5 protein-coding genes are annotated in these 6,176 nt (G+C 65.0%); 1 reads left to right on the plus strand and 4 read right to left on the minus strand.

Annotated elements, in window-relative coordinates; genetic code table 11:
- Positions 1-4: 4 nt before the first annotated feature.
- Both KSO98_RS18155 and KSO98_RS18160 read right to left on the minus strand, forming a co-directional pair.
- On the minus strand, positions 5-1,699 hold the full coding sequence (locus KSO98_RS18155; RefSeq protein ID WP_225287166.1) for a hypothetical protein: 1,695 nt from the start codon (positions 1,697-1,699) through the stop codon (positions 5-7).
- Positions 1,692-2,876 carry a phage portal protein gene (locus KSO98_RS18160; RefSeq protein ID WP_225287167.1) on the minus strand — a complete coding sequence of 395 codons (1,185 nt, stop codon included), beginning with the start codon at positions 2,874-2,876 and terminating at the stop codon, positions 1,692-1,694. The genes KSO98_RS18155 and KSO98_RS18160 overlap by 8 nt, the downstream gene beginning before the upstream one ends.
- Before the next feature lie 44 nt (positions 2,877-2,920).
- Between KSO98_RS18160 and KSO98_RS18165 the strand changes: the two genes are divergently transcribed.
- A complete protein-coding gene (locus KSO98_RS18165) occupies positions 2,921-3,415 on the plus strand; it encodes a hypothetical protein (RefSeq protein ID WP_225287168.1) in 495 nt (164 codons plus the stop codon).
- Here KSO98_RS18165 and KSO98_RS18170 read toward each other — a convergent pair.
- Entirely contained in the window at positions 3,401-5,236 is a 1,836-nt protein-coding gene (locus KSO98_RS18170) for a terminase large subunit domain-containing protein (protein WP_225287169.1), read from the minus strand. The genes KSO98_RS18165 and KSO98_RS18170 overlap by 15 nt on opposite strands.
- A 260-nt stretch (positions 5,237-5,496) precedes the next feature.
- On the minus strand, positions 5,497-5,715 hold the full coding sequence (locus KSO98_RS18175; protein ID WP_225287170.1) for a hypothetical protein: 219 nt from the start codon (positions 5,713-5,715) through the stop codon (positions 5,497-5,499).
- Positions 5,716-6,176: the final 461 nt, after the last annotated feature.

Here is a 6,176-nt window from a genome sequence, read left to right on the forward strand (position 1 = left end):
CCAATCACTTGGTGTAGGTGATCTTGCGAAGACCGGTCACGTCGTAGACGACGCCAGCGAAGTAGGCGAAGACGCCCATGTCCCAGCCCTCCACGTCCTCGCGCAGCTTGTCGAGACGCTGGAGGCCGCTGTTCCACACGTGGACCGCGTTGGGGTCGGCCACGATGCTGTTGTTGGCACCAGCACCAGTGGCGCCGAGCGACGCAGTCGGGAACATCGGGTAGCCAGCGATCTGGAGGCTCGCGAACTTGCTCGTCGCCTGGCCGTCGCGGTTGGTCGGGTTGAGGATTGGGTAGATCTTCTCGCCGTTGGCGTTGGCCGCAGTGGCGAGCGCCTTGTAGAGGTCCACGTGACCGAAGGCCCGCTCGAAACGGAAGCCGTCCGGCAGGAACTGGAGATCCACCAGGCCCGACTCGACAGCCAGACCGGCGTTGATGCCACTGGTGCCGGTGGCGATGGTGGCGAGCGCCGAGACGCTGGCCATAGAGGCGTTGATGAGCGCAGCGGTCTTGGTCTCCAGGGCGATGGAGAGTGAGCGCTGGAACTCGCTCCACACCAGCGCGGAGACCTGTGGGTTGCCGCCCTGGTCAGCGACCTCGCGGGTGATGTGGACCTTGCCCGAGACGGCCTGCGGCGTGACGGTCGTGCCCGTCGCGGTCGCCAGGTTGTCGGCGGTCGGCTCCACGCCCTCGGTGTGGTCGTGGACGTTCACCGTGGTCGCGGCGCGGTCGAGCTTGCTCCAGTAGAAAGGCGTCACGTTGCTCAGCGCGCCCTTGTAGAAGAAGTCGTAGAGCGGGCTCGCCGGAACCGGGGCCTGGCCGACGAACAGCTCAGGCCGGTAGGTCGGCTGGTTCGCCTGGACCACGTTGGCCGTGGTGACGAAGTGCGGGCTCAGGTTCTCGGCGGTGAACTTCTGGATGCGAGCCAGGGCAGCCTGGTCGCCGTCCTTGCCAGCGGCCAGAAGGTCCGTGGCGAAGTCGTAGCCAGAGGGCGCGGTCTCGGTGCCCTCAAAGCGGTAGATGGGCTCCTCGACAACCTGGAACTGCGGGGCACCGGCAACCGGGACCTTGATGTCAGCCAGCTCCTTGAGCTGCTTGTCCAGGCCGTCCACACGCTCGGCGAGCGCCTTGGCATCGGCGTCCGAGAAGGAGACCGCTGGGGCCTCGACCTCGGTGGTCTTCTCAATCATTTCGTTCTCCTTCTCGGGGACGGCGGATGCCGCCACGGCTGTGATGTGTGCGTCCACGAACGCGGGCTTCGGGACGACGGCAGCGCCGGTCACCGTGGTGGCCTTGGCGCGCTGGATGCCCTGGGCGTCTGGGGCGTCGAACTCGCCCTCCATCTCGGCGCTGAAGGCGCGCAGGATGCGGTCCTCGGCCAGAGCCAGGACGCGATCGCCCTCGGGCGTGCGGGCGATGCGGAAGGTGGCGTGGACGCCGTCAGACTCCAGGCTCAGCGCCGTGGCGATGCCGACCTGCGAGGCGAGCGACTGACCGTCGTGCCCGTAATTCAGGACCACGTCGCCGGGCTCCGGGAGCGTCACCGAGCCCTCACCGAAGGTGAAGCGCCCGACCTTGCCGCTGCGGGGATCGCGAGCTGGACGAGAGATCGCGTTGAACGGCAGCAGGACTCCCGAGAGGGTCCGGCTGCCCGAGTCGGCAGCGAAGTCCGCAGCTTCGAACGTGATGAGGTCAGGCATTGGCGTTCTCCTGGGTGGACGCAGGCAGCGCGGGAGCTGCGGGCTGGTCGATGGGATCCAGGCCGCGCTTGGCGCGCGCCTCGTTGGCTGTTAGCACGCCGGACGCGATGAGCACCTGGTCGGCCTGGGCTGCGGTGAGGTCGTCAGCTCGCAGATAGGAGCTGGTGTCGAAGGCGACGGTGTAGCCCTGCGGCGTCACGTCGGGCATGGACAGCCGCGACTCGATGGCGGTCATGTACGGACCCAGGACGGACTCGACGCGCTCGCGACGACGGTCCTGCATGTTGGCGTACGTACGCGAGGTCGTGCTGACGCTCAGGTCCTCGGCGTCGATGCCGGTCAGCCGTGCGACCTCCAGGACCGCGAACTGCCGAGCCTCGTTGAGCTGGAGCTTGTCCGGGTCGATGTTGTTGCTCTGGTAGCTGAGGCCGCTCGGGATGATGCCGGTCTGACCAGCTCGGCGTGCGTCGCGCCAGCGGTTCAGGAACTCCTGGGCATCGGTGTCATCGTCGAACGGGTCAACGTCGCCATCAACGGTGAAGTAGTCCACCGCAGGCGTGCCGTCCAGGCGCTGGAGAGCGAGCCGGTTGAGAGCGATGCAGGCCCTGATGGCAGGCGATGCGCTCAGCAGGCCCTGGGACGGAGAGTCGAAGCGGATCAGCCCAGGAACCTCGGGCCAGACCATGACCGAGCCCTCGGAGTAGCTCTCCAGCTTGGGCTGAACGGTGACCGACTCCGGGTCCAGGCGGCGTACCTCAGCGGGCTTGCCGTGCCAGCCCATCGCGGTGACCTTCCACCAGGCGCGCTCGCTGAGCAACATGTCCTCGACCGTCTGCGTGATGGTCTTGGCGCTGGTGACCCCGGCCTCCTGCTGGCCGATGATGTTGGGCGAGAAGTTGGTGGCCACGCGACCGTTGGGGTCGTAGACCTTCAGCGGGAACTTCCCGATCTCGGAGCAGATGAGATCGCGAGCTCGCTTCACCGCAGGGACGCTCAGCAGCTCGGCCTTGGCGATGTTGGCCCGGCCATAGATGAAGTCGTCCAGGCTCGGCGTCCCGTAGAGGACGCCAGAGTCGATGTCGACCGCGAACCTGGGCGTGATGATGCGATCCGGAACCAGCGCCGAGGACAGCACCGGATCCGGCTTGCCGCTGAAGAGCTGCTTCACGAATCCCACGTGCAGCTTTTCGACGTGCGTCTGGAGTCGATTCACTCGCCGCTGTGAGGCGCTACCTTCAGGCCGTGGGAAACACGAATCAGGTTTCGACCGTCGCGCTGATCGTCATCGCTGCGGCGGGCGGACTCGGCGCGATCATCTCCGGGCTAGTCGCGGCTTGGGTCAGTGTCCGCAATGAGCGGCACCAGGCGCAGCGGGAGCACGTGAACTGGATTAAGGAGAAGAAGTACGCGGAGTACACGAAGCTCGTGGCGAGCATGAGGTATCTCGACGCCATCAAGTCGCTCGGTCGCGGCGCGCAGAACGACGACGTACGACACATCTTGGAGTACAACGCTTCGCTGAACGCCTCGTACCTGCTAGTTGATAGGTCGCGCTATCCGCGCTTCAGCGAGCTGATTTCAGCATTCGGATCGATGAATAAGGACGACTACGACGTTGCGGCTGCACACGAGGTTCTGTTGGGTGTGCGCTCACTGCTGCGTGAGGACCTGGCGGAGACCGGGGTGAAGGCCAAGAAGAAGCTAGGCGCTGACTGAGCTGGGCAGGATGAATCCGCGCCTGGCCTTAGCTGGCTTCCTGGCTGCCTGCACCGCCCAGCTCGCGGCCTTGATGGCGTCAGTACGTACAGCGCTCACCAGCCGGATCCCATCGGGTGAGAGCAGCGTCCTGGCACCGAGGATCTGGCCGCTCAGGTGCTCCCCGCCGTCGTGACGTAACTGGCCTTCACGCAGGAGCTGGGCCACGTCCTGGATGGCCTGGACAGCACGTCCCTTGCCATCGTTGAGACGCAGGCCGGCGAACGCTGGATCCTTCTTCAAGCTCAGCCCCACGGTGATGCGTCCCCGGTACTCGAGCGCCCGGATCTGAGCAGCAGCAGCAGCCAACGTAGGCACCTCGCTCACCGACACCAGGACCGGACCCTCAGCGAGCTGCCAGGCGCAGGCCACCGACACCGAGTCACCCTGCGACTCGATAGCGATTGAGACGGGCGTCTGATTCTGCGGAGAGGCCGCCAGGCCTTCCCAGGCATCCTCATCGATGACCGGCTCACCCTTGGCGCGCTTGCGCTCTCGGAGCTGCCACTGGTTCAGGTACTGCGCCTTGAAGCCCTCCATCGGGTCCAGGTCGTCGGCCTCGGGATCCTCTTCGCCAGCTACGGCGGTGGCGTACTTGGCGCGCATCGTCTCCAGGCGGTCCTGGGTCCAGTGCGGGCTGGCTGCCCTCCAGGTGTTCTCGTCTCCTGGGTCTGCATCAGCGCCAGCTCCCCACCACAGGAGCAGCGTGGAGCCGTCGTCCTCTGCCAGGGCTGCGGAGATCCGCTTGCGCATCAGGCTGGTGGCCCTGCGGTGAGCCGTGGAGACCAGCCATAGCTGTGGGCTGGAGCGCTCCAGCAGCGACGGAGTTAGACCGTCGTCCACCACGTCGGGGTTGATGTCCCAGGCCTCATCGGCGAAGCACATGTTGGGGCTGTAGCCGTAGACCGCCGTCTTGGCGCGGGCAAGCCACCGGTCCCCGAAGTCGGTGTTCTCGATGGCCTCCTTGCCGTTGGCCCTGGCGACGGTCCAGCCGGTCTCGGTAGCCCACGGCCAGGCAGTGCGCTGGACCTCCCGGACGATGGCCAGGTCGTTGCCGGTGTGCACGATCTCGGTTGGCTCACCGAAGTGGAAGATCCCGAACTGCATGCGCCAGCACGCGAGCCCACGCAGCACGATGGACTTTCCGGACCTCCTGGAGGCGGACAGGATCACCGTCTTCCAGCACAGGGATCCGTCAGCTCGATGCTCCAGCGCTCGGCAGATCGCCAGCCGCTGCCAAGGACGGAGCTGCTGACCAAACTGGTTCTCGATCCAGTCGCAGGCTGAGGGTCCGTAGCTCCCCACCGCGTCCGGGTGAACCGGCGTCATGGCCCTGGGGGGCGACATCTCCTGATCCGTTGGCAGAGGCAGGCACCAGGCCGGTGGATTCTGGGTGAAGTCGGCCCATGTCAGCTCTTCCCGGATGACATCTGGCTGGGTCTGGGCTCCGGGGAGAGAGACAGGAAGAGGCGGCGACTGCGAGGCGGTGTGCGCACCGGGAAAAACCGGCTGTACGTACGGCTGCTGTACGCACTCGTGAGTACCCGTTTCCTGTGCACACTCGTGAGTACCGTTTTCGTATGCAGCCTCGTGAGTACCGCTTTGCTGTACGTACAGCTCGGCCTGTTGCTGCTGTACGTACGCCTGCACTGCCTCGGCCTTGGCCTTCTCGATGACGGTGGCCTGACCACTGGAGTCCGAGCAGGGACGGCACTCGGCCCGCCAGTTGCTGGGCTCCCACGTCAGCTCAGGGTGTGTGGCCCTGGACTTGATGTGCCCCACTACCCAGCCGTCTGCTGGCTCCTGGTCGATGTGTACTCCGCACCTGCCGCACGGTCCTGGTAGATGGACCCTGGCCACGTAGGCCCTGGCCTCAGCTACTGCTCTGCCACTCCATCGCTTCATGTCCTGGTGATCGGAGCTGGGCGTTGAGTGATGGACGCAAAGACGACGCATCCCCAAGGGCGTCGGTGTTGCCGACAACCTTGGGGATGCTGACCTCGGGGATTTTTTCCGATCGGTGGAGAACCCCTCCGAGCTGCTTAGATCACCTGGCTCGGTGCTGGTGCGAACGTGATGAGCAGCGGGATCAGCATCAGCATCGTCACCAGGATCAGCGTGACGGCTGGGCTGAGAACCACATAGCCGCTATGAGGGCGATGACGATCAGTGCGTACAGCGCTGTCTCGATGAGCGCCGCTATCAACGCGTCCAGCTCGTCGGGCGTCAAGCGCCTCGGTCGTCTCATAGTTGGTCTCCATCACGGTCTCCATCCGTATGGCCCTGGCTCCATCACCAGGACTCAGTGATGTCATCGGGAGATGGGACAGCCCCAATTCAGTGGATGGAGTCACTGAACCGGGGCTGCCTGTAGTTGCTTCGGGTCCTGGAGTAGGTGGATCAACCCCTCAGGACTCTGCGCATCCTTCGGGCGAAGCTGCTCTCCTGATGACCGATGTGCCAGTGGTCCCCGCACTTGTACGCCCGCAGTGATGGATCTAGTCCCTTGTCCCGATCCATAGCTTCCAGATGGGCTAGGGCCTTGTACTTGCTTGAATGTCGCTGCTTAGTCGGCTTTGGACAAGCATCTGAATTGGCGTCCATCACTCCGCCCACAGCTTGTTGTTCAAGATCGCTGACACTGTGGCACGGGTGACACAGTTGAGTCCCCGATAGTGGTGTAGCGCGGTCGCCAAGATCGTCCCTGGCTTGGACGTAGACG

Origin of the sequence: Nocardioides nematodiphilus (genome assembly GCF_020216525.1) — a bacterium.
Classification (GTDB): domain Bacteria; phylum Actinomycetota; class Actinomycetes; order Propionibacteriales; family Nocardioidaceae; genus Nocardioides; species Nocardioides nematodiphilus.